The sequence below is a fragment of the Bradyrhizobium sp. 191 genome (assembly GCF_023100985.1).
GTDB classification, from domain to species: Bacteria; Pseudomonadota; Alphaproteobacteria; order Rhizobiales; family Xanthobacteraceae; genus Bradyrhizobium; species Bradyrhizobium diversitatis.
In genome coordinates, this window is the sequence record NZ_CP064692.1 from 5,298,866 (window position 1) to 5,325,114 (window position 26,249).

Here is a 26,249-nt window from a genome sequence, read left to right on the forward strand (position 1 = left end):
GAGTTGCGGCGCGAGATCGGCAACCGCGAGTCTTCGCCAAACATCTTCCTGTGGCTATGGGTCCCGGGCTCGCGCCTATGTCGCGCCCCGGGAGTGGTGTTTGCGGAAGCAGGGCGTCCCCTCACTCCACCCCGATCGTCGTCAGATCCTGGAACCAGTGCTGCGCCTGCACGAATTGCTTGATCTTCGGTGACAGCGCGTGCGGGTTGGTGTCGTGAACCACCCAGACCAGCGCGGCATCGTCCACGATCAGCGCATGCGCCTGGGCCAGCAATGCGTCCTGCTTGGCGCTGTCGAAGGTCTGCTTGGCCTCGTCGATCAGCGCGTCGACCTTCGGGTTCTTGTAGCCGCCCCAGTTGACGCCGACCGGCGCGATCTGCCCGGAGTGGAAGAAGCGGACGATGGCGTAGAGCGGGTCGGAGGTGACATAGGCGATGTTGTTGGCGGTGATGCCGGCGTTCATCTCGTCGGCCGCGCCCTTGCGCCAATGCGTATAGAGCGTCTCCAGTTCGACCACCTTGAAGTCGATGTCGATGCCGATCTCCTTGAAGCTCTGCTGCAGGAATTCGTTCATCGGCAGCGACAGCATCTGGCCGGTGCCGCCTTGCGCAATGATGAAGGTGGTCTTGAGCGGCTTCGCCTTGGAGTAGCCGGCCTCCTCGACCAGTTTTTTCGCGGCGGCGAGATCATACTTCAATTCGAAGCTGGGCTTGCCGAACCACGGGCTCGACGGGTCGACCTGGCCCTTGGCCGGCTTGGCGAGGCCATTCATCAGGCCGACCACCGCCTCGCGATCGATCGCAAGGTTGAGCGCCTTGCGCAGGCGGATGTCGGTCCAGGGCGAGCCGGGCAGCACGCTGAGATGATAATTCCAGACATGCGGGGTGACGTTGTCGACGAGCTTCATGCCGGCCGCTTTCAGCTGCGGCACGGCATCCGGCGCCGGCGTCTCGATCAGGTCGACTTGTCCGGCAAGCAATGCATTGGTGCGCGTCAACGCTTCCGGCATCGGCACCAGCACGATCTTGTCGACCTTCGGAATCCGTTTCTTGTTCCAGTAGTCGGGGTTCTTGGTCAGCTCGGCGAGTTCGCGCGGCACCAGCTTGGTCAATTTGAATGGGCCGGTGCCCGAGGGCTGGCTGGCGAACTTGTCCCAATCCTTGCCGAGCTTTTCATACTGCGCCGGGCTCGACACGAGGAACCACAGCATCTGATACGGGAAGAAGGAATCGACCGTCTTGGTGGTGATCTCCACGGTGAAGTCGTCGATCTTGGCGTAGCTGGCGACGGAGGGCAGGCGGGTCTTCACCTGCGCGCTCTGCCGCTTGTCGAATTGCGGCGCCTTGTCGTTGAGCACCTTGTCCAGATTCCAGATCACCGCATCGGCGTTGAACTCGCTGCCGTCGTGAAACTTCACGCCCTTGCGAAGCGTGAAGCGCCACTTGGTCTTGTCGGCATCGTCGACTTTCCATTCGGTGGCGAGGCCCGGCACCAGCTTGCCGGGGCGATCGGCGACGTCCATCTCCCAGGCGACCAGGGGATCGTAGATCGTGTAGGCCGTGAACTGGTAGGCGCCGGCGCCGCGATCGGGCTGGCCTGTCGTCAGCGGGATGTCCGCCATCGAGATGCCGTAACGCACCACCGTTTCGGCGCGCGCCGAGATTGCGGAAACTGCCAGCGCAAGCAGGGCGAGACAGGTCGACAGACGAATACGCATGAATCAAAGCTCCAGGGAGGATCTGGGGCCGAGCTTGCAATCTTGATGCCAGAATAGGCAGCGCGCCGATTTCGCCGGTGCGTCATCACAAGTACTTGTCGTCCCGAGGGCAATTTGCAGAATAAGTTTCTCCTTGGCATAGCCATTGCATACGAGTGCATCAAAATTAATCATCGAAAGCCGGAGAAGGACTGAGGCGATGCTTATCAAGAAGAACAAGACCCGCGCGGCGCTGATCGTGCTGTTGGCGCTCGGGAGCGTGGCCGCATGGCCGCGCGCGGTCAGTGCCGAGACCGTGCTGCGCATTGGCATGACCGCTGCCGATATTCCGCGCACCCTGGGTCAGCCCGATCAGGGCTTTGAAGGCAATCGCTTCACCGGCCTCACCATGTACGACGCGCTGACCGGCTGGGACCTGTCCTCTGCCGACAAGGCGAGCGTGGTGATCCCCGGTCTTGCCACCGAGTGGAAGGTCGACGATGCCGACAAGACCAAGTGGGTGTTCAAGCTGCGCCCCGGCGTCACTTTCCATGACGGCTCGCCGTTCAACGCCGATGCCGTCGTGTGGAACGTCGAAAAGGTGCTGAAGCAGGACGCGCCGCAATTCGACGCCAGCCAGGTCGGCGTCACCGCCTCGCGCATGCCGACGCTGGCCTCGGCGAAAAAGATCGACGACATGACGGTCGAGCTCACCACCAAGGAGCCCGACAGCTTCCTGCCGATCAACCTCACCAATTTGTTCATGGCGAGCCCGGCGAAGTGGCAGGCCTTCTACGACAAGGCCGAAGGCGCCGATGCCAAGGCGAAGTCGCAGGCCGCCTGGACGGCGTTCGCCAAGGACGCCTCGGGCACCGGCCCGTGGAAGATGTCGAGCTTCACGCCGCGCGAACGGCTCGAGCTGGTCAAGAACGCGAACTATTGGGACAAGGCGCGCGTGCCCAAGATCGACAAGATGGTGCTCCTGCCGATGCCGGAGGCGAATGCGCGCACCGCAGCGCTGCTCTCGGGCCAGGTCGACTGGGTCGAGGCGCCGGCACCCGACGCGCTGCCCGAGCTCAAGCAGCGCGGCTTCAAGCTCTACGCCAACGAGCAGCCCCACGTCTGGCCCTGGCAGTTCTCGCGCGTCGAGGGCTCGCCCTGGAACGACATCCGCGTGCGCAAGGCGGCGAACCTCTGCATCGACCGCGAAGGCCTCAAGGACGGCCTCCTCGCCGGCCTGATGGTGCCGGCGTCCGGCACTTTCGAGCCCGGCCATCCCTGGCGCGGCAAGCCGACCTTCGAGATCAAGTATGACAAGGCGGCAGCGCAGAAGCTGATGCAGGAAGCGGGCTTCGGTCCCAACAAGAAGCTGACGGTCAAGACGCAGACGTCCGCGTCGGGCTCGGGACAGATGCAGCCGCTGGCGATGAACGAATATCTCCAGCAGGCGCTGGCCGAATGCTATTTCGATGTGAAGCTCGACGTCATCGAGTGGAACACGCTGTTCACCAACTGGCGCCGCGGCGCCAAGGACCCCTCGGCCAACGGCTCGAACGCGACCAACGTCACCTATGCGGCGATGGACCCGTTCTTCGCCCTGGTGCGCTTCCTGCAATCGGGCATGGCGCCGCCGGTCTCGAACAATTGGGGCTTCATCAACAACCCCAAGTTCGACGAGCTGGTGAAGAAGGCACGCCAGACCTTCGATCCCGCCGCACGCGATGCCGCGCTCGCCGAACTGCATGCGGCCTCCGTCGACGACGCGGCTTTCCTCTACGTCGCCCACGACGTCGGCCCGCGCGCGATGAGCCCGAAGGTGACGGGCGTGGTGCAGCCGAAGAGCTGGTTCATCGACTTCTCGCCGGTGTCGATCAAGCAGTAATTCGCGCCGCGTACTCGCTGCACCCTCTCCCCCTGTGGGAGAGGGTGGCTTCGCTTTAGCGAAGCCGGATGAGGGGTCTCTCTCCACGGATACCTCTCTCGCGTTCGTAAAGACTGTGTCCGCGGCCAGAACCCTCATCCGGCGCTTCGCGCCACCTTCTCCCACAAGGGGAGAAGGGAAGAAAAGAGACAACGTGCTCACCTATATCGCCCGACGCATCGTCTATGTCGTCCCCATCGTCATCAGCGTGGCGCTGGTGTGCTTCCTGCTCGTGCACATCACGCCGGGCGATCCGCTCGTCGCGGTGCTGCCGGCCGATGCCTCGCAGGAACTCGCCGCGCAGCTTCGCGCCGCCTATGGCTTCGACCGGCCGCTGCCGGTGCAGTTCGGCCTCTGGCTGCTTCGTGCCCTCCATGGCGATCTCGGCAATTCCATCGCGACCGGACGCCCCGTGCTCGCCGAGGTCATGCGTGCGGTCGGCAACACCGTCACGCTCGCGATTGCCGCGGCCATCATCGGCTTCACGATGGGCATCCTGCTCGGCTTGATCGCAGGCTATTTTCGCGAGACCTGGATCGACAAGGTCGCGACCTCCTTTGCCATCGCCGGCGTCTCGGTGCCGCATTACTGGCTCGGCATGCTGCTCGTCATCATCTTCTCGGTTCAGCTGAACTGGCTGCCCGCCGTCGGCGCCGGGCCCGGCGGCTCCAATTCCTGGGCTTGGGACTGGGCGCATCTGAAATATCTCGTGCTGCCGGCGATCACGACATCGGTGATTCCCATGGGCATCGTCACCCGCACGGTGCGTGCCCTCACCGGTGACATTCTCTCGCAGGACTTCGTCGAAGCCTTGCGGGCCAAGGGTCTGCACGAGCGCGGCGTGTTCCGCCACGTCGTCAAGAACGCCGCGCCCACTGCGCTTGCCGTGATGGGTCTTCAGCTCGGTTACATGCTCGGCGGCTCGATCCTGATCGAGACCGTATTCTCCTGGCCGGGTTCGGGCTTCCTGCTCAACTCGGCAATCTTCCAGCGCGACCTGCCGCTGCTGCAAGGCACGATCCTGATCCTCGCGCTGTTCTTCGTGTTCCTCAATCTGCTGGTCGACATCGCCCAAGCCGCGATCGACCCGCGCATCAAGCGGGGCTAGAAGATGAGCCCAGCTGTGACTAGGCAACAGGTGCGCACCCTCCCCCGCGAGCGGGAGAGGGTGCCTCCACAATCGAGAACCCCCAAGAGGAGGAAGCCCTCACCCGCGCCTGCGGCGCGACCTCTCCCGCAAGCGGGAGAGGTTAAGCGAGCCCGCGGCTTGCACCGGTTGAAGCAATGCGCACCGGGAGCCGGCCGATGAGCGAGCTTCCGCTTCACGCCACCGCCGATGCCGCGCTGCAGGCCGCACCCGCCACAAAGGCACGCGGCTATTGGGCGACGGTCGGCCGCCGCATCATGCGCGACAAGGTCAGCGTGGCCTGCGCGCTGGTGCTGCTGCTGATCTTCCTCTCCGCGGTCCTTGCGCCATGGCTGGGTCTCGAAGATCCCTACAAGGGCTCGATGATCCGCCGCCTGCGCCACATCGGCACGGCCGGCTATCCGCTCGGCACCGACGAACTCGGCCGCGACATGCTGGCGCGGCTGATCTACGGCGGCCGGCTGTCGCTGGTCATCGGCATCCTGCCCGTGATCCTCGCCTTCTGCATCGGCACCTCGCTCGGCATCATTGCCGGCTATGTCGGCGGCAAGCTCAACACCGCGATCATGCGCACGGTCGACGTGTTCTACGCCTTCCCGTCCGTGCTGCTGGCGATCGCGATTTCCGGGGCGCTCGGGGCCGGCATTCTCAACTCCATCGTGTCGTTGACCGTGGTGTTCGTGCCGCAGATCACCCGCGTCGCCGAGAGCGTCACGACGGGCGTGCGCAACATGGACTTCGTCGAGGCCGCGCGTGCCTCCGGCGCCGGGCCCTTCACCATCATGCGCGTGCACATCCTCGGCAACGTGCTCGGTGCGATCTTCGTCTATGCCACGAGCCTGATCTCGGTCTCGATGATCCTGGCGGCCGGTCTCTCCTTCCTCGGTCTCGGCACAAAACCGCCGGAGCCGGAATGGGGCCTGATGCTGAACACGCTGCGGACCGCGATCTATGTCAACCCCTGGGTCGCCGCGCTTCCGGGCGCGATGATCTTCGCGGTCTCGATCTGCTTCAACCTGCTCTCGGACGGCCTGCGCAGCGCCATGGACATCAGGAACTAGACCATGAGCGAGAGCAGCACATCCGTCGAAATGCTGGAGCCGGTCGAGGACGTTGGCGGCGTCGCTCAGCCGCTGCTTCAGGTCAACGGCCTGACGAAGCATTTCCCGGTGCGCGGTGGGCCGTTCGCCGCCAAGCGTACCGTGCGCGCCGTCGACAACGTCTCGTTCACCGTCGCCAAGGGCGAGACGGTCGGCATCGTCGGCGAATCCGGCTGCGGGAAGTCGACCACCGCGCGTCTCCTCATGCATCTGATGCCGCGCGATACCGGCGACATCATCTATGACGGCATGACCGTCGGCCAATCGCTGAGCCTGCGCGAATTGCGCCGCGGCATGCAGATGGTGTTCCAGGATTCCTACGCCTCGCTCAATCCGCGCCTCACCATCGAGGAATCGATCGCCTTCGGCCCCAAGGTGCACGGCATGGCCGACGCCACGGCACGCGCGCTCGCGCGCGAGCTGCTCGGCAAGGTCGGCTTGCGTCCGGAAACCTTCGCCAACCGCTATCCGCACGAGATCTCCGGCGGCCAGCGCCAACGCGTCAATATCGCGCGGGCACTGGCGCTGTCGCCGCGGCTGGTGATCCTGGACGAAGCCGTCTCGGCGCTCGACAAATCCGTCGAGGCGCAGGTGCTCAACCTCCTGGCCGATCTCAAACGCGAGTTCGGCCTGACCTATCTGTTCATCAGCCACGACCTCAACGTGGTCCGCTACATCTCCGATCGCGTGCTGGTGATGTATCTCGGCGAGGTCGTCGAGCTCGGCCCGGTCGACCAGGTCTGGGACGCGCCTGCCCACCCCTACACGCGTGCCCTTCTCGCGGCGATGCCGTCGTCGGATCCCGACAAGCGTACCGAGACGCCGCCGATATCAGGCGATCCGCCCAATCCGATCGATCCGCCCCCGGGCTGCCGCTTCCACACCCGTTGTCCGTTTGCGGAGCCGCTCTGCGCAAACGCGACACCAAAGCTCACCGCGCTCGATAGAATGGGCCACGAGGCCGCGTGCTACATGGCGATACCGGGTTCAGGCCATAGCCGCGCGCCCAGGGAGAAGACCGCATGACGAGACCGACACCGAAAGACATCAAGCCGATCGCGCTGGTTGCAGGCGTGCCCGTGGATGACGAGATCGCAACCCGCATTTCCAATGCCATCGGACCTGCCTTCGAGGGCTTCGCGGTCATCGCCGGCACGCTGCCGTTCGACCTCGAGCCTGCCGGCTATGTGCTCGCGCAGACGCAGAAGGTGTCGAAATGAGCACCGAACCCGCATTGATGACGCTCACTGAGGTCGCGCGTGCGATCGCGACGAAGCAGCTGTCCTCGCATGAGGTGACGCGCGCGCTGTTGCATCGCATCGCGCAGTGGCAGCCGCACCTCAATGCCTTCATGTCGATCGAGGCGGAGGCTGCGTTGAAGGCGGCCGATGCAGCCGATGCCGAGCTTGCCAAGGGCAACGTCCGTGGTCCGCTGCACGGCGTGCCGCTCGCGCACAAGGATATGTATTACGACGCGGGCCACGTCGCGACCTGTGGCTCGCTGATCCGCCGCGACTTCGTGCCGACCGTGACCTCCACGGCCCTGCAGCGGTTGAAGGACGCCGGCCAGGTCCGCCTCGGCACGCTGCATCTCGCCGAGTTCGCCTATGGGCCGACCGGGCACAACGCCCATTACGGCCCGGTGCGCAATCCCTGGAATGTCGCCCACATCACTGGCGGGTCGTCATCCGGCTCTGGCTCCGCGGTCGCCGCGCGCCTGACCTATGCGGCGCTCGGCTCGGATACCGGCGGCTCGATCCGCATGCCCGCGCATTTCTGCGGCGTCACCGGCCTCAAGACCACGGTGGGCCGCGTCAGCCGTGCCGGCGCGATGCCGCTGTCGCAATCGCTCGACACCGTCGGCCCGCTGGCCCGCACTGCCGAGGACTGCGCGCTGTTGCTGGCGCTGATGGCCGGCCCCGATCCCGCCGATTCGACCTGTAGCCACGAGCCGCTGTCGGACTACGTCGGGGCGACGAAAGGCGCGCTGAAGGGCCTCAAGATCGGCGTGCCGGTCTCCTTCTATGTCGACGATCTCGACAGCGAGGTTGCGCGCGTGCTGGACGAGACAATCGCGGTGCTCAAGCGCGAGGGTGCCGACATCGTCAAGGTCGAGCTGCCGGACCAGCGGCAATTGTCCTCGGCCAGCCAGCTCGTGCTCGCCGCGGAAGCCGCCGCCTTCCACAAGCGCTGGATGATCGAGCGTCCGCAGGATTATGGCCCGCAGGTCCTGATGCGGCTCCAGAACGGCCTCGCCGTTCCCGCCATCACCTATCTCGAAGCGATGCGCTGGCGCGGGCCGGCGCTCGCCGCGCACAACGCGGCGACATCAGGCGTCGATGCGGTGATCGCGCCAGCCTCGCCGGTGCCGGCGCCGACGATCGAGGAGAGCGATGTCGGCGGCGGCCCGAGCGCGCCGGCCATGGTGCAGCGGCTGACGCTGTTCACCCGCCCGGTGAACTTCCTCGGCCTGCCCTCGCTCACCGTGCCCTCCGGCTTCACCCGAAGCGGCTTGCCCGTCGGCATGCAGCTGATCGGTCGCTCCTTCGACGAAGCGACCTTGCTCACCATCGGCGCGGCCTTCCAGCGCGCCACCGACTATCACGATCGATTGCCGAAACTGCCGTTATGACAAAGCTCGTCGAGATCTCAGGCCTCAACATCCGCTTCACCGGCGAGCGCACGGTCTATGCCGTGAACGATCTCAGCCTCTCGCTCGGTAATAGCGAGGTGCTGGGCCTGCTCGGCGAGTCCGGTTCCGGCAAGAGCGTGACACTGCGTGCGCTGATGCGGCTGCTGCCGAAGAAGCGCACGCAGATCACGGGCACGGTCAACGTGCTGGGCCGCGACGTGCTCGCCATGAACGACGAGGAGCTGTCGTCGTTTCGCGGCCAGACCGTGTCGATGATCTTCCAGGAGCCGGCGCTCGCGCTCGATCCGGTCTACACCATCGGCGCGCAGATCGCCGAAAGCGTCGTGCGCCACGAAGGCAAGAGTTTCGCGGAAGGAAGGGCGCGGGCGCTCGAAATGCTCGAGGTCGTGCGCATCCCCTCGGCGAAGCGCCGGCTCGACGCCTATCCGCACGAGATGTCGGGCGGCATGCGTCAGCGCGCGATGATCGCGCTCGCGCTCGCCTGCCGTCCCAAGATCCTGCTGGCGGACGAGCCGACCACCGCGCTCGATGCCACCGTGCAGATTCAGATCCTGCTCTTGCTGCGCGAGCTGCAGCGCGAGTTTGGCATGTCCGTCATCTTCGTCACCCACGACATCGGCGTCGCCATCGAGATCTGCGACCGCGTCGCGGTGATGTATGCCGGCCAGATCGTGGAGCAGGGCACGCTTCGCGACATCGTCCGCTCGCCGGTGCATCCCTACGCCAAGGGCCTGCTCGCCTCGACCATCCATGGCGCCAAGCGCGGCGCCCGCCTGGAGACCATTCCCGGCACCCCGCCCTCGCTGGCGGAGAAGCCGCACAACTGCTCCTTCGCTCCCCGCTGCAAGCTCGCCGAGCCGCGCTGCCTGGAGCAGTTGCCTGGGAATGTCGAGGTCGGACCGGGCAGGGCGGCGAGATGCGTGCTGGCGGAGCCGGTCACCGTGGTGTCATAGTCCCGGATGAGTTGAGCCAGGCTGCGCGAGCCTCGCCGCCAGCATTCACACCGCATTCATCCCGGTTCGCGTTCCGCCATCGGCGCCGTCATTCTGCTGGTCGTCGTGCGCTTGGTGCGTGGCGGGGGCAGGTTCTAGGCACGATCGGGAAAAGTGCGCAGCGGTTTTCCGAAAAGATCATGCTTAAACAACAAGCTAAAGCGCGATGACGATTCATCCTGATCGCATCGCGCTTTAGTCCCGCATTCGGCGGCGGGAACTTCCAGCCTCTCCGTTTTCCCGGAAGAGACTGAAAGCCTGCAAGAAAAAGCCGCAAGCCTGTGAAATTCCGGACTTGCGCGGGGGGGCATCAGGGGTAGATGTGGCCTCATCAGGGCTCTGGATGAGCTTGGCTGCGTTGGACGCCGGGCAAACATGATGTTAATCCGGGGCAAGTACCCTGAATTGCCCGTGAAATCAGGGGCTTTGCCCCTTAGTCGAAAGAGATCAGACTGATGGCAGCCATCCCTGGCGTCCGCCGTTCGGAGCTCGGTGACGCCTTGCGCGCTTGTCGCACGGCATTCATCGGCGTCGGCTTGATGAGCTGCATGATCAACCTGCTCTATCTGACCGGGTCGATCTTCATGCTGGAGGTCTACGACCGGGTGCTGCCCAGCCGCAGCATCCCGACCCTGGTCGGCCTCATCATCCTCGCCAGCTTCCTCTACATGGCGCAGGGCGTGCTCGACATGATTCGCAACCGCATCCTGGGGCGGATCGGTACGTCGCTTGACGAGGCCCTCAACAAGCGCGTGTTCGACACCATCGTGCGCCTGCCGCTTCTGGTCGGCAGCCGCAACGAGGGCCTCCAGCCGCTGCGCGATCTCGACAACGTCCGTTCCTTCCTCGGCGGCATGGGCCCGAGCGCGTTCTTCGATCTGCCCTGGCTGCCGCTCTATCTCGCCATCTGCTTCGCCTTCCACGTCCTGATCGGCGTCACCGCGCTGGTCGGCGCCATCATCCTGGTCGGGCTGACGCTGGTCACCGAGTTCATGTCCCGCCAGCCGGCGAAGGAGGCGATGGGCCTCGCCGCCCAGCGCAACGATCTCGCCCAGGCCAGCCGCCGCAACGCCGAGGTGATGGTGTCGATGGGCATGGCCGGACGGATGAACCAGCGCTGGAGCGAGGCCAACGAAAAATATCTCGCCGGCAATCAGCGTGCGAGCGACGTCGCCGGCGGTCTCGGCGCGATCGCAAAGGTACTGCGGATGATGCTGCAATCGGCCGTGCTCGCGGTCGGCGCCTATCTCGTCATCCACCAGGAGGCGACGGCCGGCATCATCATCGCCGGCTCGATCCTCTCCGCCCGCGCGCTCGCTCCGGTCGATCTCGCCATCGCGCATTGGAAATCCTTCGTCGCCGCACGCCAGAGCTGGCACCGCCTCACCCGCCTGCTGGAGCAGATGCCGGCGCAGGCGATGCCGACCCAGTTGCAGGCGCCGACCAGCCGGCTCTCGGTCGAAGGCGTCGCCATGGTGCCTCCCGGCGATCAGCGGCTCGTGGTGCAGGACGTCACCTTCGCGCTCGCCGCAGGCAACGGCCTCGGCGTGATCGGCCCGAGCGGCTCCGGCAAGTCGTCATTGATCCGCGCGCTGGTCGGGGTCTGGCAGCCGGTGCGCGGCAAGGTACGGCTCGACGGCGCGGCGCTCGATCAGTGGTCGAGCGACGCGCTCGGCCGCCACATCGGCTATCTGCCGCAGGACGTCGAATTGTTCGGCGGCACCATCGCGCAGAACATCAGCCGGTTCGATCCTGAGGCGACCTCCGAGGACATCATCGCGGCTGCGAAAGAAGCCGGCGTGCATGATATGATCATCAAGATGCGCGAGGGTTACAATACCCAGGTGGGCGAGCAGGGCGCAGCGCTCTCCGCGGGCCAGGCGCAGCGCGTGGCGCTGGCGCGCGCGCTCTACGGCAGGCCGTTCCTGGTCGTGCTCGACGAGCCCAACTCCAACCTCGACACCGAAGGCGACGAGGCGCTGACCCGCGCCATCCGTGCCGCGCGCGAACGCGGTGCCATCGTCGTCGTGGTGGCGCACCGCCCGATCGGCGTCGAGGCGGTCGACCAGATCCTGGTTCTGCGCGACGGCCGCATGCAGGCGTTCGGCCCCAAGGAGCAGGTGCTCGCCCAGGTGCTGCAGCCGCGCGCGACGCCGCCGGCACCGATCAAGATCGTCAGCGAAGGCGGAGTGGCCAAATCATGAGGCTGCGATCACTGGTTTATCCTCTCCCTCTCCCCGCTTGCGGGGAGAGGGTCGGGGTGAGGGGGAGTCTCGACAGGGGAGGTGAGAGTTGGACTCGTGGAGAGTCCCCCTCACCCGATCGCTGCGCGATCCTCTCCCCGCAGGCGGGGAGAGGTGAAAGATGAGCACGTTGGCTATCGGCGGAACGAAGCCCCCCGCCAAGAAGACTGTAGGTGATTCCATCAGGTTTCATCTGATCCTCGGCCTCGTCATCGTGCTGGTCCTGGTCGTCGGACTCGGCGGCTGGGCGTCGACCGTGCTGATCTCGGGCGCGCTGATCGCACCGGGGCAGATCGTGGTCGAATCGAACGTCAAGAAGGTGCAGCATCCGACCGGCGGCGTGGTCGGCGAGGTGCGCGCCCGCGACGGCGATCGGGTCAAGGCCGGCGACATCGTGGTGCGGCTCGACGACACCGTGACCAAGGCCAACCTTGCCATCGTCACCAAGAATCTCGACGCCGCGCAGGCGCGCGCGGCGCGACTCCAGGCCGAGCAGCGCGGACTCGACAGCATCGAGTTTCCGCAAACGCTGCTCGAGCGTACCAGCGATCCCGACGTCAAGGTGCTGCTCTCGGCCGAAACCAAGCTGTTCGACGTTCGCGTCAACGGCCGCACCGGGCAGAAGGCGCAGCTGCGCGAGCGCATCACGCAGCTCAACGAGGAAATCTCCGGTCTCAGCGCCCAGGAGAAGGCCAAGGACCAGGAGATCGCGCTGGTGCAGAACGAGCTCACCGGCGTGCGCGAGCTCTACGAAAAGCGCCTGGTGCAGATCTCGCGCCTGACCCAGCTCGAACGCGACTCGGCGCGTCTCAACGGCGAGCGCGCGCAGTACATCGCCTCGCGCGCCCAGGCCAAGGGCAAGATCACCGAGACCGAGCTCCAGATCATCCAGATCGACAAGGACGTGGTCAGCGAGGTCTCCAAGGACCTGCGCGAGACCAACGACAAGATCGGCGAGCTGATCGAGCGCAAGGTCGCTGCCGAAGACCAGCTCCGCCGCATCGACATCCGCGCGCCGCAGGACGGCATGGTGCTGCAATCGACCGTGCATACCGTCGGCGGCGTCGTCACGGCCGGCGATACCTTGATGCTGATCGTGCCGCAGACCGACGATCTCCAGGTCGAGGCCAAGGTCAATCCGGTCGACATCGACAAGCTCCAGATCGGCCAGAAGACGCTGCTGCGCCTCTCCGCGTTCAACCAGCGCACCACGCCGGAGCTCAACGGCGTCGTCAGCCGCGTCTCGCCCGACGTCACGACCGACCAGCGCACCGGCCAGGGCTACTACACCATCCGCGTCTCGATGCCCCCGGAAGAGATCGCCCGGCTCGGCGACGTCAAGATGATCCCCGGCATGCCCGTGGAAGCCTTCGTCCAGACCGGCGACCGCACCATGCTGTCCTATCTGATGAAGCCGCTGCACGACCAGCTGATGCGCGCCTTCCGGGAGAAGTGACGCGCGAACGCGCGTCATCTTTCGTCATTGCTAGCGTAGCGAAGCAATCCAGATTGTCTCCGCGGTGGGATTTCTGGATTGCTTCGCTACGCTCGCAATGACGACTTGGCTACGATCCTGCTATAGTGCGCTTGTTTCAAGCAAAGCGGCGGTCGAACCATGCAATCTCCCCCCTCCATCGCCACCGAATCCTTCTCCGACGCGTCCCTCGCCGTCGCCCGTCTCGAAGAGATCTACGAGCGCAACACCAAGTTCCTGCGCGACCGGTTCGAGGCCTATGTCAATGGCGAGACCGTCACGACGCGAATGCGGGCCTATTATCCCTTTGTCCGCATCACTACCGCGACGCATGCGCGGCTGGATTCGCGCCTGTCTTACGGCTTCGTCGCAGGGCCCGGCGTGCACGAGACCAGCGTGACGCGGCCGGATCTGTTCCGCAGCTATCTCACCGAGCAGATCGGATTGCTGATCCAGAACCACGGCGTGCCGGTCGAGATCGGCGAATCCACCGAGCCGATCCCGATCCACTTCGCCTATCGCCGCGACATCAACATCGAAGCCGCCATCACGACCAGCGAGAATTCCGCCGTCACGCGATCGCTGCGCGATGCGTTCGACGTGCCTGATCTCGCGACGATGGACGATGCGATCGCCGACGGCACCTTCGAGCTGCAGCCGGGGACACCCAAGCCGCTGTCCCTGTTCCGCGCCGCCCGCATCGACTACTCGCTGCGCCGGCTTTATCACTACACCGGCACCGATTCCGAATATTTCCAGAACTTCGTGATCTTCACCAATTACCAGTTCTATGTCGACGCCTTCGCGCAGCTCTGCCAGCAGCGTCTTCAGTCCGGCGAGGCGGGCCTCGACGCTTTCGTCGCACCGGGCAACGTCGTCACGCGCAGCGGCGGCGTGACGACGGGCGCTGCCCCCGCGCGCACACCGCAGATGCCGGCCTTCCATCTGGTCGCGCCAGGTTATCGCGGCATCACGCTGATCAACATCGGCACCGGTCCGTCCAATGCGCGCAACGTCACCGACCATGTGGCCGTGCTGCGGCCGCATGCCTGGCTCATGCTCGGCCATTGCGCGGGCCTGCGCAACACGCAGCGCCTCGGCGACTACGTGCTCGCGCACGGCTATGTGCGCGAGGACCACGTGCTCGACCGCGAGCTGCCGCTGTGGGTGCCGATTCCTGCGCTCGCCGAGATGCAGGTCGCGCTCGAGGAGGCGGTCGAGGATGTCACCGGGCTCGAGGGTTTCGAGCTGAAGCGCCTGATGCGCACGGGGACGGTGGCGAGCGTCGACAACCGCAACTGGGAGATTTCCGGGCCTGAAGTGATCCGCCGCCTGTCGCAATCGCGCGCGGTCGCGCTCGACATGGAATCAGCCGCCATCGCCGCCAACGGCTACCGCTTCCGCGTCCCCTATGGCACGCTGCTCTGCGTCTCGGACAAGCCGCTGCACGGCGAGATCAAGCTCGCCGGCATGGCCAGCGAATTCTACCGCCGCCGTGTCGGCCAGCATCTCGAGATCGGCCTGAAGGCGCTGGAGCGGCTCAAGCAGCAGGAATCGGAGCGCCTGCATTCGCGAAAGCTCCGCAGTTTCGCCGAAGTCGCGTTCCAGTAGGTCGGGGCCCCCTTCATCCTTGCTGACAAGCCGGAGAATTTTTCGCATTGTCCGCGAGGGGGCCGACCGGGACGCTTGCAATGCCGCTCACGCGCGACAAGATCATTGGCCATGATCTCGAACGTCTGGCCTTTCGCTTCACGATGCTGAACGATGGCGAGATCGTGCAGTGCCAGATCAGCGACGCTGCCATGGACGAGCTCGCGGGCATGCAGGGCACCGAGAGCAGCGCGCGCCAGGCACAATTTTTGTCGCTGCGCGAAACCATCGAACGCATTGCGTCGGACGTCTACGACGAAGCGCCGCGCTTTCATGGCTATGTGGTGCGGATTTTCATGCGGCATTTGGGAAAGTAGGCTTATATATTCCGTTGTCATGCCCCGGCTTGACCGGGGCATCCAGTACGCGCGGCGTATCGTTTCAATCACAACGGTCTCAGCGTACTGGATCGCCCGGTCAAGCCGGACGATGACAGTGGTGTTGGTAGTGAGAATGTCTCGCTTCGCTCGCAGCACACCATCTCACCCCTCCAGCTTCCTCAGCAGCAACTTCAGTGCCGTCGCTGCGAACACCTGCATGTTCGCAAACCGGTCGCTGCTGCCCGTCTCCAGCGTCATCACCTCCGCGGCGGGTCCTGCGACTGCCATGCAGCTATGGCCCGCTGCGTCGCCGTAGCGGTTGCCGGTGGGGCCGGCGGCACCGGTCTCGGACAGGCCCCAATCACACTTGAAGCGGCTGCGCATCTGCTCGGCCAGCAACTGCGCGTAGGGCTCCGACGACGACCGAAAGCCCTTCATGCCGTCATCCGAAATATCCATCAGCACCCGTCTGGCATCGCGGGTGTAGACCACCGCGCCGCCGAGGTAATACGCGGAGGCGCCTGATACCGCGAGCAGGCTGGCCGAGATCAGGCCGCCGGCCGATGATTCCGCAACCGCGACGGTCTGTTTGCGCGCGATCAGTTGGGCCGCGACCCGTTCCGCAATGCCGACGAGCTCTTTCATCGCTGAAACCCCTCATTCCTTCGCAACCGAGCTGCGCCTTCCTAGCATATGCCGGCGGCCCCGGCTGAGTTGCGGGCGGCGGGCAGGCCTGCTTGAATGCGGGCACGAGACAAGAATTGACGAGGAAACGTGAAGGAGACGTCATGGCGTCCCTGATCGCCGGCGGGGTGGACTGCGATGTGCATCCGGCCGTGCCGCATCTGACCAGCCTGCTGCCGTACCTGAACGATTATTGGCGCGATCAGGTGACGACGCGCGGCATGGTCGACCTCGTCTCGCAATCCTATCCGCAGAACTCGCCGATTACGGCACGGCCCGACTGGCGGCCCGAGCAGGGCAAGCCGGGCGAGAGTGTGGCGGACATGCAGCGCCATGTGCTCGATCCCTTCCAGCTCAAGCATGCCATCTGCAATCCGATCTATGGCGTGCAGATGGTGTTCTCCGAGGACATGCAGGCCGCCTTCTGCCGCGCGCTGAACGACTGGCTGGCGAAGGAATGGCTCGATCGCGATGCGCGACTGCGTGGCTCGATCGTGATCCCGACGCAAAGCGTCGAGAAGGCCGTCGTCGAGATCGAGCGTTGCGCCCTGGACAAGCGCTTCGTGCAGGTCCTGATGCTGGTGATGGGCGACACGCCGCTCGGCAAGCGCGCGCTGTGGCCGATCTACGAAACCGCGGAGCGTCTGGAACTCGCGGTCGGCATTCACGCCGGTTCCGCCTATCACAATCCGCCGACCGCCGTGGGCTGGGGATCCTATCACATCGAGGATTATGTGGGGCAGGCCCAGGCGTTCCAGACCCAGCTCACCAGCCTGATCGTGGAAGGCGTGTTCGCCAAATATCCGCGTCTGAAAATGGTGCTGCTGGAGTCGGGCGTGTCCTGGATCTCGCCCTATCTCTGGCGCCTGCACAAGTTCTGGCGCGGGGTGCGGATGGAGACCCCATGGGTCGATCGCGCGCCGCTGGAGATTGTGCGCAGCAACATCCGCTTCTCGTTACAACCATTTGATGCGCCGCCGGAACCTCAGACATTAATTCGCCTGTTTGATCATATGCAGTCGGACGAATTGGTCCTATTCTCCACGGACTATCCGCACTGGCAGTTCGACGGCCAGGACGCGCTGCCCGAAGGTCTGTCCCCCGATCTCGTGCGCAAGATCATGATCGACAATCCGCATGCAACCTATCCCCGCCTGAAATGAGCCCGCTGCCAAAGGAGGCAAGGCGATGAATATCCAGTTCCGCGAGAACCAAGAAGCCGCTTCCCCACTGACCGTCAAAACCGCGATCGCGGACTGCGACATCCATCCGGCACGCACGACCCGCACCGAGCTCTACCCCTACCTCGCCAAACGCTGGCAGCATCACCTCGAAGTCTACGGCGTCCATGCCTATCAAGGCATGATGGAAGGCCCACCCTATCCAAAGGCCCAGCCCAACGCCTCGCGCCGCGATGCCTATCCGCCGGAGGGCGGACCGCAGGGCTCCTCGCTCGCCTTTATGCAGAAGCAGCTGCTCGATCCCAACAACGTGCAACTGGGCGTGCTCAATCCGCTCAACACCGGGCAGGGCATCCGCAATCACGAGCTCTCGGCCGCTTTGTGCTCGGCGATCAACGACTGGCAGATCGACAAATGGACCAGCAAGGACAAGCGGTTGAAGGCCTCGATCGTGGTCGGCAACGAGGACGGACTGTCGGCCGCCGCCGAAATCCGCGAGCGCGCCGGCGACAAGAATTTTGTGCAGGTGCTGCTGCTCAGCCGCAATGTCGAGCCGCTCGGCCAGCGCCGCTATTGGCCGATCTACCAGGCCGCGGAGGAGGCAGGCCTTCCCGTCGGCGTCCATGCCTTCGGCTTCGGCGGCAACCCGATCACGCCCGCCGGCTGGCCGTCTTACTACATCGAGGAGATGGTGGGCCACTCGCAGTGCCAGCAATCGGCTTTGGCGAGCCTCGTGCTGGAAGGCGTGTTCGAGCGCTTCCCGAAATTGAAGATGGTGATGATCGAGGCCGGCTTCGGCTGGGCGCCATCGCTGGCGTGGCGACTCGACAAGACCTGGCAGCGGCTCAGGAGCGAGGTGCCGCATGTGAAGCGGCCGCCGTCGGAATATATCCGCGAGCAGGTGTGGTGGACGACGCAGCCGATGGAGGATCCTGAAAGCCGCGAGGATCTGTTCGACGTCATCAAATGGATCGGCTGGGATCGGCTCCTGTTCGCGACCGATTATCCGCATTGGGACTATGACGAACCGTCGCGCGTCTTGCCGGCGGGCGTCAGCGAAGCCAATCGCGAGGCGTTCTATCTCGGCAATGCGAAGAAGCTTTACGGCGTTTCCTGATGGCAAGACACGTCATCGCGCCGGTCGACGAGCTTCCGCCGGGCACGCGAAAGTTTCTGGAGATCGACGGACGGCCGATCGCAATCTTCAACGTCAAGGGCGAGTATTTCGGCCTGATGAACCGTTGCCCGCATCAGGGCGCGGCGCTGTGCGAGGGCCCGCTGATCGGGCTTGCGCAATCGAACAATCCCGGCGAGATCGAGTACACGAAGCTCGGCGAGATCATTCGCTGTCCCTGGCACGGCTGGGAGTTCGACATCCGCACCGGCCAATCCTACTGCGACCCCCGCCGCTTCCGCGTGAAGGCCTATCCGGCCCATGTCGAGCCGGGCGCGAGCGTGGTGAAGGGGCCGTATGTCGCCGAGACGATCCCGGTCAGGATCGAGAGCGACTACGTGGTGGTGGAGCTGTAGCCGCACCGGCAGTGCGCTCCCTCGCCCCGTTCTTACGGGGAGAGGGTTGGGGTGAGGGGCCTTTCTCCGCGCATGAGATTCCCGCCGGACCTGTACCCCCTCACCCGGATCGCAAGAGCGATCCGACCTCTCCCCGCAAGCGGGGAGAGGCGAAGAGCCATCAACGCCCCGCGACCGGCTCCGGCACCGCATCATAGGCCGGCGCCACCTTGCCGCCGCCGCGATACACCGTCGAGGCCGCGATGATGCCGAGCAGGGCGGCGAACATCAGCCAGAAGCCGGGCGAGGCCTTGTCGCCGGTCCGCTCGATCAGCCAGGTCGAGGCGAACGGCGTGAAGGTGCCGAACAGGGCCGCGGCAAGCGCAAACGCCAGCGAGAAGCAGGTGGTGCGGACATGCGCCGGAACGATCTCGACGAGGGCACCCAACATGGTGCCGCTGTAGACGCCGAAATAGAACGAGAACATCATCTCGACCGCGAGCAGCTTGCCGAAGGTCGGCGCCGCCACCAGCCAGTGCAATGCCGGATAGGCGGTCACCAGCGACAGGCAGGCGATCGCAATCAGCACCGGCTTGCGGCCGATGCGATCGGAGAGCGCGCCGCCGACCGGATTCCAGATGAAGTTGGTCACCGCGACGAGCAGCGTGACCAGCAGCGCGTCATGCGTCGACAGCTTCAGCACGGTCTTGCCGAAGGTCGGCGTGTACACGGTGACGAAGTAGAACGTCGTCGTGGTCAGGATCGCGATCATCATTCCGAGAACGACGATGCGCCAATTGGCGAGCGCGGAGGCGAACACCTCGTTCGCGGTGGGATGCTTCTTCATGGCGAGGAAGGCCGGCGTCTCCTCCAGCGTCCGCCGCAGGAGGAAGATCAGCGGAATGATCAGGCATCCCACGAAGAAGGGAATGCGCCAGCCCCAGGCGGCCACGGTGTCGGCCGGCATCACCTCGGAGAGGATGTAGCCGAGGATCGAGGCCACGAAGATCGCGACCTGCTGGCTCGACGATTGGAACGAGGTGTAGAAGCCGCGATTGCCGGGCGTGGCGATCTCCGCGAGATACACCGATACGCCGCCGAGCTCGACGCCGGCCGAGAAGCCTTGCAGCAGCCGGCCGATCAGCACGATGATCGGCGCTGCGATGCCGATGGTTGCGTAGCTCGGGCAGAACGCGATGACGATCGTGCCGAAGGCCATGATGCCGAGCGTGACGATCAGGCCCTGGCGGCGGCCGATGCGGTCGATATAGGCACCAAGCACGATCGCGCCGACCGGTCGCATCAAGGCGCCGAGCCAGAACACGCCGAACGTGTTAAGCAGCGAGGCGGTCTCGTTGGTCGAGGGGAAGAACGCCTTGCCGATCGCGGCGGCATAGAAGCCGAACAGGAAGAAGTCGAACTGTTCGAGGAAATTGCCGCTGGTTGCGCGCAGGATCGCGCCGACGCGCGACTTGATCGCGGCCGGATTGGTTGAGGCGGCTGGTCCAGCCATGACGTTGCTCCCTTGGAAAGACGCGGCCGGGCCGAAATGCATTGCACGGCAAGGCGACAGATTGATGCTGCGACAATCTGTCATACCCCATCCCGCGCGCAGCGGAGCGAGTCAACCGGTATTCCGGAGGAAGCTGATGATTTTTCAGACTTTATTTTGCGTTGCAGCGACGATCCATTGCCGGAACGCGGCAAGCTTCGGCGCCTCGCGGCGGCCCTCCGGCGCGACCAGGTAGAACCCGGCATCGGCCGGCAGCGCGATCTTGAAAGGCACAACGAGGCGGCCCTTGGCGATGTCGTCCTGGACGTAGGAGGTCCGTCCCATCGCCACGCCGATGCCGTCGATCGCGGCTTGGATGGTCATGAAGATCATGTCGAAGGTGATGCCCGGATGCCGCGCGATGTCCGCCGGCAGGCCCGCCGCGGTCAGCCACAGCCGCCAGTCGTCGCTGTTGGCGTTCGAGGTGTGCAGCAGCGGATGGTTGCGCAGATCCTCGGGCCGGCGCAGCGGCTTGTCGCCGCGCAGCAGTGACGGACTGCATACCGGAAACAGCTCGTCCGCCATCAGCCAGTCGGCGCGCAGGCCCGGCCACTGGCCGCGGCCATAGCGGATCGCGGCATCGACATTGTCGCGCTGGAAATCGACGAGGCTGGTCGAGGTGGTGATGCGCACGTCGATGCCGGGGTGCTGCTCCTGGAAATCGGTCAGCCGCGGCAGCAGCCATTTGGCCGCGAGCGATGCCAGCGTCGACACCGTCAGCACCTTGTCGTCCTCCTTCCGCAACAGGCGGTCGGTGGCCAGGCGCAAATCGTTGAAGGCGGCGCGGACGCCCGGCAGGTAATCGCGCGCCTCCGGCGTCAGCGCCAGCGCGCGGTTCTGCCGGATGAACAGGCGGATGCCAAGCTCCTCCTCCAGCCTGCGGATCTGATGGCTGATCGCGGTCTGGGTCACGTTCAGCTCACTGGCTGCCAGCGTGAAGCTGAGATGGCGCGCGGCGGCCTCGAACGCTCGCAATCCGTTCAGGGAGGGCAATCTGGCAGTCATTTGGCAGCAGGATGCATGACGTTATTTCATGCGAAAAGGTACAAATTGTCGTTTGTCGCGGCGCAGCAGAAGGCAGATATTAGCAGTCAACTTAGCTCCAGGAGCTGAAAATGTCTACATTGACCGACAATTCGATGACAAATCATCATGCACACGGCCTCCTCTACCAGATCGGCGAGGTCCTCCATGTCTGGCACGAGCGCTACCGGACCCGGCGCGAGCTGACCAACTGGACCGCCCGCGACCTCCACGACGTCGGGCTGTCCTGGTCCGATATTGCCTACGAGGCCGACAAGCCCTTCTGGCGGGCCTGATAGGCCGCCAGGCCGGCGCCGCCTGACTGTGGGGCGCCGGCGGTCCCTTTTTGAACGGCATGTGTCATGAGCATCCTTCGCCTCGAAGATCTGAAGCAATATTCGGACAGGCTGCGCACAAGCGACGGCACGGCGCTCAACGTTCGCTTCGTCGAGCCGCGCGACACCGACGAGCTCCAGCACTATTTCCGCTCGCTCTCGACCCGTTCCCGCTACAACCGTTTCTTCGGCGCGATCAGCGAGCTGCCGCAGGGCCTGCTGCACGACTTCCTTCGGGTCGGTGAGGGCGAGCGCTTCACGATCGTTGCGACCATGATGGTCGACGGCTTCGAGACCATCGTGGCCGAAGCGCGCTACGCCTTCCATGCCGAGACCGCGACTCTCGAGTTCGGCCTGTCGGTCGACGATCGCTGGCAGGGCCGCGGCATCGCCACCGCGCTGATGAAGAACCTCGAATGCCGCGCCGCCGCGCTTGGCGCCGAGCACATGTTCGGCGACACGCTGCGTTCCAACGAGGCGATGGTCTCGCTCGCGCGCAAATCCGGCTTCGCTTTCGTCAACCATCCCGACGACTGGAAGCTGGTGCGCTTCGACAAGGAGATCAGCGTCGCGCCGAAGGACATTCCCTGCGCGAGCTGGCGCCTCGCCGCCCTTTCCCGTCAGGCCGACAGCCCCTCAGCCTCGGCCTGACACCACTGCAGCCCGGCCTGGCAAAGCCAGAGCCGGGCTTTTTTTGTTCTTCGTAGCCCGGATGGAGCGTAGCGCAATCCGGGATTCGGGCCCCAAGCGCAGACCTTCCCGGATTACGCTTCGCTCCATCCGAGCTACGATAAGGCCTATTCTTCCTCGATCCAGATACCCCGCTCGCTTAGAGCGGTGAGTATGGCATCGATGTCTTCCGGTTCCGCCTCAGCTGACGGGATCAACTCGTTGAGTTGATCGAACGTAACATAGCCCGTCTTCTCCGCCAGGATGGCGGCCTTTCGGACCACTTCAGACCAATCCATTCAGCACTCTCAAAATAGGGTCTCTACTATATGGAATGGTCGAATGGTTCGGACCGCGTAGCCCGGATGGAGTGCCGCTACTTCCCCGTGAACACCGCCTTGCGCTTCTCGATGAAGGCCTGCACCGCCTCCTTGTGATCCGCGGTCGTGGTCAGGCGGATCAGGCGCTCGGCTTCGTGATCCCTGGCGGTTTCGAAATCGAACAGCACGGCCTCGTCGAGATTGTCCTTCATGTAGCGCAGCGCCAGGCGCGGGCCTTCGGCGAGCGATCTTGCCAGCGCGAACGCCTCGGCCTGCAATGTGTCGTCAGGCACCACGCGGTTGACGAGGCCGATGGCTTCGCAACGCGCCGCATCGACGCGATCGCCGGTGAACATCAGCTCGCGCGCCCGCGCGGTGCCGACGAGGCGGGTGAGCAGCCAGGCGATGCCGTAATCGCCGCTGAGCGCGATGCGGGCATAGCCGGTGGCGACGAAGGCCGATTGCGCGGCGATACGGATGTCGCAGGCCATGGCGATGGCGAGCCCGGCGCCGACCGCGGGCCCGGGCAAAGCCGCGATGGTCGGCTTGCGCACCGACACCAGCGCGCCCGTGAGCAGCCGCTGCTGCTCCTGGAGATCGGCGACCTTGTCGTCGAAGGACATGTCGAGCTTCTTCGGATCGCGATGCGCGCCCATGCCCTTGACGTTGCCGCCGGCACAGAACGCTTCGCCCGCGCCGGTCAGCAGCAGCGCGCCGACACCGGGGTCCTCGCCGCAGCTCCGGATCATCGTGCGCAGCGCCGGCGTCAACGCGTCCGACAGCGCATTGCGCGCCTCCGGCCGGTTCAGCGTGATGATCGCGACGCGGTCGCGGACGACGCAGAGGAGTTCACTGGTGCCGGTGTCGATCGTGGTTTCCGTGGTCATTGATCCTCCCTGCCGTCATTGCGAGCGAAGCGAAGCAATCCAGAAATGTATCCGCGGAGACAGCCCTGGATTGCTTCGTCGCAAGGGCTCCTCGCAATGACGGTTGTTGTGGCGACATTATCGCCTCAAAACTTCTCCACCCAGGGCCGCAGCTCCAGCTCCCAGCTCCAGGCGCTGCGCGGTTGCTGCAACACGTTCCAGTAGCTCTGCGCGATCGCGTCGGGATCGAGCATCGAATCCGGCTTATCCGCCGGTTCAATTCGCGCCGCGCTGCGGATGCCGCCGTCGATGACGAAATGCGCAATATGGATGCCCTGCGGCGACAATTCGCGCGCCAGGCTCTGCGCAAGGCCGCGCAGCGCGAACTTGCCCATCGCGAACGGGGCCGACTGCGCATAGCCCTTGACGCTGGCGGAGGCGCCGGTGAACAGGATCGCGCCGTGCTTGTTCGGCAGCATGCGCCTGGCCGCCTGCTGCGCGACCAGGAAGCCGCCATAGGCGCTGACCGCAATCGCCTGCGCGACATCGGCCGGAACGAGCTCGACGAAAGGCCCGCGCGAGCGGCCGCTGGCATTGTAGACGACGAGGTCGGGCGTTCCGATCTCACGCTCGACGAGGCCGAACAGCCGTTCGACCTCGTCGGGCTCGGTGGCGTTGCAGGCATAGGCCTTGGCGCCGGTCTCGCTGCAGAGCGCGCCGAGCTTCTCGATCTTTCGCGCGGCGAGCGCGACGCGGATGCCCTGGGCGGAGAGCAGTCGCGCCAGCGAGGCGCTCAGGCCTTCGCCGGCACCGACGATGAGAGCGATCTTGTATTTCGGATGTTCCATGGCGTGATCTCTCGGAAGCAGGAGCCGCTGATCTATGCGTGGGCTGTGCGAAGAACCAGCCGGGACGATGACAGTTCCGCAGAGCGAATTGCTCCTCCACGGCGATCATGCCGCCCTGATATTTTGCGGCTTTATCGCTCTCCGCGACTGGAGCATGATCGACATCATCCAAAGCGGCAAGCGCAAAGAATTGCCGTCGGACGGAAACGAAGAGGACGAACATGCATAAGCCGGTCACAGCGCAGCCACAAAATGCCGCGGCCGCACCTTCCGGCCTGCTGGCGCCCGATACGTCAGGCATGAATTTCTACCGCGCCGATCCGGCGCTCGCCGATCTCCTGCGCATTCATCTGCCTGATACGCTGTTCCGTCATATCGAGCCGCATCTCGACCGTCTCGGCGCGCTCGCCGGCGGCCATCTCGACGAGTGCGCGCGGCTCGCGGATCGGCACACGCCCGTTCTGCACCAGCGCGACAAGTTCGGCCGTGACGTGCAGTGGATCGAATACCACCCGGCCTATCGCGAACTGGAGAACGCCGCGTTCGGCGAGTTCGGCATCCACGCGCTCTCGATCCGCAAGGGCATCATGGGCTGGCCGGACAAATATCCCGTCGTCGCCAAGCACGCCTTCACCTTCCTGTTCAACCAGACCGAATTCGGCATGGGCTGCCCGATCAACGTCACCGACGGCTGCGCCAAGCTGTTGGCAAAATTCGGCAGCGAGGCGCTGAAGGCAAAATATCTCGACGGCCTGACCTCGACCGACATGAGCAAGCTGACGCAAGGCGGCCAGTTCATGACCGAGAAGGAGGGCGGCTCCGATGTCGGCACCCTGACCACGCGCGCGGTGCAGGAGGGCGACCATTGGCGCCTCTACGGCGAAAAGTGGTTCTGCTCGAATGCCGATGCGAAAGTCGTGATGCTGCTGGCGCGCCCCGAAGGCGCCGGGCCGGGAACGCGCGGCGTCGGCCTGTTCCTGATGCCGCGCTTGCTCGACGACGGCACGCAGAACCACTACCGGATCGTGCGCCTCAAGGACAAGCTCGGCACCCGTTCGATGGCCTCGGGCGAGATCAAGCTCGAAGGCGCGGTCGCCTACGCGGTCGGCAAGCTCGACCGCGGCTTTGTGCAGATGGCCGAGATGGTGAATTCCTCGCGCCTGTCCAACGGCGTCAAATCCACCGCGCTGATGCGCCGCGCCTATCACGACGCGATGACGGTGGCGACGAACCGCGTGGTGTTCGGCAGCCGCATCATCGACCTGCCGCTCGGACGGCGTCAGATGCTGAAGATCATGCTCCCGGTCGAGCAGGCGCTGTCGATGAGCTTTCTCACCGCTGATGCGCTCGATCGCGCCGAAGCCGGAAGTCAGGATGCGGCGGCGCTCCTGCGCATTCTCACCCCGACGCTGAAATTCCGCGCCACGCGCGATGCGCGCAACGTCTGCGGCGATGCGCTCGAGATGCGCGGCGGCATCGGCTATATCGAGGAATTCGCCACCGCTCGCCTGCTGCGCGATGCGCATCTCGGCTCGGTCTGGGAGGGCACCGGCAACATCGTCGCGATCGACGCCTTGAGGCGCGCGGTCGGTCGCCACGGCGCGGAGTCCGCGCTCGCGGCCGATCTGCACGCCCGGCTCGACGACAGCGCCTCCGTGCCGCAGGCCTGGCGCGACCGTCTGCGCGATCTCACCGATCGCGCCGTCGGCTTTGCGCGCGAGGTCGCAAGCAAGTCCGAGAATGAGGCGGAGGCGCGCCGCGCCACCAGCCTGCTCTATCATGTCGCGAGCGCGGTCGCCTTCGCCTGGGAGGCGCATCGCATCCACGACATGCGCGGCGATGCGCGCCGCCTGCTACTGTCGCGCCTCGTCATCAATCATCGCGTGTTGCCGAGCGATCCGTTCCGGCTGACGGAAAATGCCGCGCAAGCGAAGATCGCCGCGTTGCTGCTCGGCGATCGCGCAGGCAGCATGAGCGAGGTTGGCGAACTGGTTTTGGCGGCGTAGGCTCTCCCTTCACCTCTCCCGATGGGAGAGGTGAAGTCCCCGCACGCAACGATAAACATA

General features: G+C 65.0%; 25 protein-coding genes. 18 read left to right on the top strand and 7 right to left on the bottom strand.

The window, feature by feature from the left end; translation table 11 throughout:
• Positions 1–121: 121 nt before the first annotated feature.
• On the bottom strand, positions 122–1,717 hold the full coding sequence (locus IVB23_RS24625; RefSeq protein WP_247800377.1) for an ABC transporter substrate-binding protein: 1,596 nt from the start codon (positions 1,715–1,717) through the stop codon (positions 122–124).
• A 199-nt stretch (positions 1,718–1,916) separates the two neighbouring features.
• On the opposite strand from IVB23_RS24625, the gene IVB23_RS24630 reads away from it, so the two are divergent.
• From IVB23_RS24630 to IVB23_RS24680, 11 genes are all read left to right on the top strand, one after another.
• A complete protein-coding gene (locus IVB23_RS24630; RefSeq protein ID WP_247800378.1) occupies positions 1,917–3,578 on the top strand; it encodes an ABC transporter substrate-binding protein in 1,662 nt (553 codons plus the stop codon).
• 193 nt (positions 3,579–3,771) lie between these two features.
• Positions 3,772–4,725 (top strand): ABC transporter permease, encoded by a 954-nt coding sequence (locus tag IVB23_RS24635; protein ID WP_061881093.1) that lies wholly within the window; start codon positions 3,772–3,774, stop codon positions 4,723–4,725.
• 197 nt (positions 4,726–4,922) lie between these two features.
• The gene (locus IVB23_RS24640; protein WP_131874819.1) at positions 4,923–5,825 is read left to right on the top strand and encodes an ABC transporter permease; all 903 of its coding nucleotides are present in this window, start codon (positions 4,923–4,925) and stop codon (positions 5,823–5,825) included.
• Between the two features lie 3 nt (positions 5,826–5,828).
• Positions 5,829–6,890 carry an ABC transporter ATP-binding protein gene (locus IVB23_RS24645; RefSeq protein ID WP_247800379.1) on the top strand — a complete coding sequence of 354 codons (1,062 nt, stop codon included), beginning with the start codon at positions 5,829–5,831 and terminating at the stop codon, positions 6,888–6,890.
• Positions 6,887–7,084, top strand: a complete 198-nt coding sequence (locus IVB23_RS24650; protein WP_061881091.1) for a hypothetical protein — start codon at positions 6,887–6,889, stop codon at positions 7,082–7,084. The genes IVB23_RS24645 and IVB23_RS24650 overlap by 4 nt, the downstream gene beginning before the upstream one ends.
• Positions 7,081–8,496 (top strand): amidase, encoded by a 1,416-nt coding sequence (locus IVB23_RS24655; RefSeq protein WP_247800380.1) that lies wholly within the window; start codon positions 7,081–7,083, stop codon positions 8,494–8,496. Before IVB23_RS24650 ends, IVB23_RS24655 begins: the two co-directional genes overlap by 4 nt.
• Entirely contained in the window at positions 8,493–9,470 is a 978-nt protein-coding gene (locus IVB23_RS24660; RefSeq protein ID WP_061881089.1) for an ABC transporter ATP-binding protein, read from the top strand. Before IVB23_RS24655 ends, IVB23_RS24660 begins: the two co-directional genes overlap by 4 nt.
• Before the next feature lie 494 nt (positions 9,471–9,964).
• A complete protein-coding gene (locus IVB23_RS24665; protein ID WP_197966617.1) occupies positions 9,965–11,713 on the top strand; it encodes a type I secretion system permease/ATPase in 1,749 nt (582 codons plus the stop codon).
• A gap of 160 nt (positions 11,714–11,873) precedes the next feature.
• Entirely contained in the window at positions 11,874–13,208 is a 1,335-nt protein-coding gene (locus IVB23_RS24670) for an HlyD family type I secretion periplasmic adaptor subunit (protein ID WP_247800381.1), read from the top strand.
• Between the two features lie 159 nt (positions 13,209–13,367).
• Positions 13,368–14,837, top strand: a complete 1,470-nt coding sequence (locus IVB23_RS24675; protein WP_197966619.1) for an AMP nucleosidase — start codon at positions 13,368–13,370, stop codon at positions 14,835–14,837.
• 80 nt (positions 14,838–14,917) lie between these two features.
• Positions 14,918–15,193: a DUF1488 family protein gene (locus tag IVB23_RS24680; RefSeq protein ID WP_247800382.1), complete on the top strand. Its 276-nt coding sequence runs from the start codon at positions 14,918–14,920 to the stop codon at positions 15,191–15,193.
• A gap of 165 nt (positions 15,194–15,358) precedes the next feature.
• On the opposite strand, the gene IVB23_RS24685 is transcribed toward IVB23_RS24680, so the two are convergent.
• Complete coding sequence (locus IVB23_RS24685; protein WP_247800383.1) at positions 15,359–15,841, bottom strand: CinA family protein; 483 nt, start codon at positions 15,839–15,841, stop codon at positions 15,359–15,361.
• 143 nt (positions 15,842–15,984) lie between these two features.
• Here IVB23_RS24685 and IVB23_RS24690 point away from each other — a divergent pair, with 143 nt between their 5' ends.
• From IVB23_RS24690 to IVB23_RS24700, 3 genes are read left to right on the top strand one after another with little or no spacing between them, the layout of a single operon-like run.
• On the top strand, positions 15,985–17,043 hold the full coding sequence (locus tag IVB23_RS24690) for an amidohydrolase family protein (protein ID WP_247800384.1): 1,059 nt from the start codon (positions 15,985–15,987) through the stop codon (positions 17,041–17,043).
• A gap of 25 nt (positions 17,044–17,068) precedes the next feature.
• Positions 17,069–18,178, top strand: coding sequence for an amidohydrolase family protein (locus IVB23_RS24695; protein WP_247800385.1), 1,110 nt, complete (start codon positions 17,069–17,071; stop codon positions 18,176–18,178).
• Positions 18,178–18,591, top strand: coding sequence for a Rieske (2Fe-2S) protein (locus tag IVB23_RS24700; RefSeq protein ID WP_061881081.1), 414 nt, complete (start codon positions 18,178–18,180; stop codon positions 18,589–18,591). Before IVB23_RS24695 ends, IVB23_RS24700 begins: the two co-directional genes overlap by 1 nt.
• Before the next feature lie 160 nt (positions 18,592–18,751).
• On the opposite strand, the gene IVB23_RS24705 is transcribed toward IVB23_RS24700, so the two are convergent.
• Positions 18,752–20,083, bottom strand: a complete 1,332-nt coding sequence (locus IVB23_RS24705; protein ID WP_247800386.1) for an MFS transporter — start codon at positions 20,081–20,083, stop codon at positions 18,752–18,754.
• Between the two features lie 144 nt (positions 20,084–20,227).
• The gene (locus IVB23_RS24710) at positions 20,228–21,127 is read right to left on the bottom strand and encodes a transcriptional regulator GcvA (protein ID WP_247800387.1); all 900 of its coding nucleotides are present in this window, start codon (positions 21,125–21,127) and stop codon (positions 20,228–20,230) included.
• A 110-nt stretch (positions 21,128–21,237) separates the two neighbouring features.
• Between IVB23_RS24710 and IVB23_RS24715 the strand changes: the two genes are divergently transcribed.
• Positions 21,238–21,441: a DUF1127 domain-containing protein gene (locus IVB23_RS24715; protein ID WP_197966625.1), complete on the top strand. Its 204-nt coding sequence runs from the start codon at positions 21,238–21,240 to the stop codon at positions 21,439–21,441.
• Positions 21,442–21,507: 66 nt separating this feature from the next.
• Positions 21,508–22,131 (top strand): GNAT family N-acetyltransferase, encoded by a 624-nt coding sequence (locus tag IVB23_RS24720; protein WP_197966626.1) that lies wholly within the window; start codon positions 21,508–21,510, stop codon positions 22,129–22,131.
• 146 nt (positions 22,132–22,277) lie between these two features.
• Here the strand turns inward: IVB23_RS24720 and IVB23_RS24725 are convergent, their stop codons facing one another.
• The 3 genes from IVB23_RS24725 to IVB23_RS24735 form a co-directional block, all read right to left on the bottom strand.
• Positions 22,278–22,448, bottom strand: coding sequence for an RNA polymerase sigma factor region1.1 domain-containing protein (locus IVB23_RS24725; RefSeq protein WP_197966627.1), 171 nt, complete (start codon positions 22,446–22,448; stop codon positions 22,278–22,280).
• 77 nt (positions 22,449–22,525) lie between these two features.
• Positions 22,526–23,356 (bottom strand): enoyl-CoA hydratase, encoded by an 831-nt coding sequence (locus tag IVB23_RS24730; RefSeq protein ID WP_247800388.1) that lies wholly within the window; start codon positions 23,354–23,356, stop codon positions 22,526–22,528.
• Between the two features lie 125 nt (positions 23,357–23,481).
• Positions 23,482–24,183: an SDR family NAD(P)-dependent oxidoreductase gene (locus tag IVB23_RS24735; RefSeq protein WP_247800389.1), complete on the bottom strand. Its 702-nt coding sequence runs from the start codon at positions 24,181–24,183 to the stop codon at positions 23,482–23,484.
• Positions 24,184–24,250: 67 nt separating this feature from the next.
• Between IVB23_RS24735 and IVB23_RS24740 the strand changes: the two genes are divergently transcribed.
• Both IVB23_RS24740 and IVB23_RS24745 read left to right on the top strand, forming a co-directional pair.
• On the top strand, positions 24,251–24,412 hold the full coding sequence (locus tag IVB23_RS24740) for a hypothetical protein (protein WP_156505202.1): 162 nt from the start codon (positions 24,251–24,253) through the stop codon (positions 24,410–24,412).
• On the top strand, positions 24,405–26,189 hold the full coding sequence (locus IVB23_RS24745; RefSeq protein ID WP_247800390.1) for an acyl-CoA dehydrogenase family protein: 1,785 nt from the start codon (positions 24,405–24,407) through the stop codon (positions 26,187–26,189). The genes IVB23_RS24740 and IVB23_RS24745 overlap by 8 nt, the downstream gene beginning before the upstream one ends.
• The last annotated feature ends 60 nt before the right edge of the window (positions 26,190–26,249 follow it).

Bases quoted from the DNA above. Each gene is read 5' to 3' on its own strand.
- IVB23_RS24625 (WP_247800377.1), bottom strand. From the start codon at position 1,717: ATGCGTATTCGTCTGTCGACCTGTCTCGCCCTGCTTGCGCTGGCAGTT.
- IVB23_RS24630 (WP_247800378.1), top strand. From the start codon at position 1,917: ATGCTTATCAAGAAGAACAAGACCCGCGCGGCGCTGATCGTGCTGTTG.
- IVB23_RS24640 (WP_131874819.1), top strand. From the start codon at position 4,923: ATGAGCGAGCTTCCGCTTCACGCCACCGCCGATGCCGCGCTGCAGGCC.
- IVB23_RS24645 (WP_247800379.1), top strand. From the start codon at position 5,829: ATGAGCGAGAGCAGCACATCCGTCGAAATGCTGGAGCCGGTCGAGGAC.
- IVB23_RS24650 (WP_061881091.1), top strand. From the start codon at position 6,887: ATGACGAGACCGACACCGAAAGACATCAAGCCGATCGCGCTGGTTGCA.
- IVB23_RS24655 (WP_247800380.1), top strand. From the start codon at position 7,081: ATGAGCACCGAACCCGCATTGATGACGCTCACTGAGGTCGCGCGTGCG.
- IVB23_RS24660 (WP_061881089.1), top strand. From the start codon at position 8,493: ATGACAAAGCTCGTCGAGATCTCAGGCCTCAACATCCGCTTCACCGGC.
- IVB23_RS24665 (WP_197966617.1), top strand. From the start codon at position 9,965: ATGGCAGCCATCCCTGGCGTCCGCCGTTCGGAGCTCGGTGACGCCTTG.
- IVB23_RS24670 (WP_247800381.1), top strand. From the start codon at position 11,874: ATGAGCACGTTGGCTATCGGCGGAACGAAGCCCCCCGCCAAGAAGACT.
- IVB23_RS24675 (WP_197966619.1), top strand. From the start codon at position 13,368: ATGCAATCTCCCCCCTCCATCGCCACCGAATCCTTCTCCGACGCGTCC.
- IVB23_RS24680 (WP_247800382.1), top strand. From the start codon at position 14,918: ATGCCGCTCACGCGCGACAAGATCATTGGCCATGATCTCGAACGTCTG.
- IVB23_RS24685 (WP_247800383.1), bottom strand. From the start codon at position 15,841: ATGAAAGAGCTCGTCGGCATTGCGGAACGGGTCGCGGCCCAACTGATC.
- IVB23_RS24690 (WP_247800384.1), top strand. From the start codon at position 15,985: ATGGCGTCCCTGATCGCCGGCGGGGTGGACTGCGATGTGCATCCGGCC.
- IVB23_RS24695 (WP_247800385.1), top strand. From the start codon at position 17,069: ATGAATATCCAGTTCCGCGAGAACCAAGAAGCCGCTTCCCCACTGACC.
- IVB23_RS24700 (WP_061881081.1), top strand. From the start codon at position 18,178: ATGGCAAGACACGTCATCGCGCCGGTCGACGAGCTTCCGCCGGGCACG.
- IVB23_RS24705 (WP_247800386.1), bottom strand. From the start codon at position 20,083: ATGGCTGGACCAGCCGCCTCAACCAATCCGGCCGCGATCAAGTCGCGC.
- IVB23_RS24710 (WP_247800387.1), bottom strand. From the start codon at position 21,127: ATGACTGCCAGATTGCCCTCCCTGAACGGATTGCGAGCGTTCGAGGCC.
- IVB23_RS24715 (WP_197966625.1), top strand. From the start codon at position 21,238: ATGTCTACATTGACCGACAATTCGATGACAAATCATCATGCACACGGC.
- IVB23_RS24720 (WP_197966626.1), top strand. From the start codon at position 21,508: ATGAGCATCCTTCGCCTCGAAGATCTGAAGCAATATTCGGACAGGCTG.
- IVB23_RS24725 (WP_197966627.1), bottom strand. From the start codon at position 22,448: ATGGATTGGTCTGAAGTGGTCCGAAAGGCCGCCATCCTGGCGGAGAAG.
- IVB23_RS24730 (WP_247800388.1), bottom strand. From the start codon at position 23,356: ATGACCACGGAAACCACGATCGACACCGGCACCAGTGAACTCCTCTGC.
- IVB23_RS24735 (WP_247800389.1), bottom strand. From the start codon at position 24,183: ATGGAACATCCGAAATACAAGATCGCTCTCATCGTCGGTGCCGGCGAA.
- IVB23_RS24740 (WP_156505202.1), top strand. From the start codon at position 24,251: ATGACAGTTCCGCAGAGCGAATTGCTCCTCCACGGCGATCATGCCGCC.
- IVB23_RS24745 (WP_247800390.1), top strand. From the start codon at position 24,405: ATGCATAAGCCGGTCACAGCGCAGCCACAAAATGCCGCGGCCGCACCT.